This window comes from Phyllobacterium sp. P5_D12 (assembly GCF_054049495.1).
In genome coordinates this window covers 1-1,141 of record NZ_JBFUMG010000931.1, presented here as the reverse complement: position 1 = coordinate 1,141, position 1,141 = coordinate 1, and the positions used below count along the sequence as shown (strand labels likewise).

At 53.8% G+C, this 1,141-nt stretch carries 2 protein-coding genes; both read right to left on the bottom strand.

Annotation, left to right across the window (positions count from 1 at the left end):
• The coding region (locus ACXJ5O_RS27745; RefSeq protein WP_457302720.1) for a gamma-glutamyltransferase at window positions 1–701 on the bottom strand (701 nt) is incomplete at its 3' end.
• An 86-nt stretch (window positions 702–787) separates the two neighbouring features.
• Window positions 788–1,141, bottom strand: a 354-nt coding sequence (locus tag ACXJ5O_RS27740; protein ID WP_457302719.1) for a glutathione S-transferase C-terminal domain-containing protein, incomplete at its 5' end; no start/stop codon positions are given.

Below are 1,141 nucleotides of genomic sequence, written 5' to 3'. Positions count from 1 at the left end.
CCTTTGTAGAAGGCATCGGGGCCTTTCTCCGAGATGCTGGATAAAGTCGCGGCCAAATCGGGCTGGACCAATGTTTCTCCGATCGCGTAGGTTTTGCCGTCCGGTTTCAAGAAGATGTCAGCGGAGGCTTTATCCTTGGCAAGTTTCTTGGCGCCTCCCTGGAGCGAGGTGATGTCGCCCTGATCAAGTACAAAGCCGTCTCGTGCGAAGCGGATCGCGGGCCCCATAAGTTCTTCCCGCGACTTGCTGCCATATTTGGCTCGGGCAGTTTCAAAACCGAGGACGGAGCCGGGCACTCCGACGGCAAGATAACCATCTGTGCTCAAACCCTTGACCATATTGCCCTTGTCATCAAGGTACATTGTCTTCGTCGAGGCCATCGGAGCGCGTTCGCGGAAATCAAGGAAAGTGGTCTTGCCATCTTTGAGACGGATAGTCATGAAGCCGCCGCCGCCAATATTGCCAGCTGTTGGATAAACCACCGCCAACGCATAGCCGACCGCAACGGCGGCATCGATCGCATTGCCGCCGGATTTCAATACGTCTACGCCTACCTGCGACGCTAGATGCTGTGCGGTGACCACCATGCCATGCTCCGCCTTCACTGGTTCTGGCGATGCAGCAAATCCTGTCGTCGCGAACAGCAGGCTGATGCTGAATGTTGAAGCCAACACAGTGGTTCTCAACGATACACGGTCCATGATTGTCTCTCCCAGTGGAATAACAGTACCCTACAGTGAAACCCTTCCAGCATGCATGTCCAGCGAAACGAATCGGAACGGATGGCTCAAGCGTCCTGATCGAGTTCGGGATAGTGACGGAAAATTCCAGACTCGTTGAAATCGAGGCGGCGATCCGAGGCAAGATACTTCTGGATGTTCGGTCGTTTTTCAACGGTATCGTGTACGGCAATAATTTTCGGATACCGCTCACTGAAATTTTTGGTGCCTCGCGGGAAGGCATAGCGTAGCCCTTCGATGGCCTGAAACAAGGAAAGATCGACGTAGCTGAGTGTTGCACCGACTGCGTGTTTACTGCCTTCCGGGTTTTGTTCGAGAACGCGCTCGAAATAGGACATGAATTTGGGGATGCGATGTTCAATGAAGTCCGCTGAGCGCTGTTTCGCGGCCTCTTTTTGATC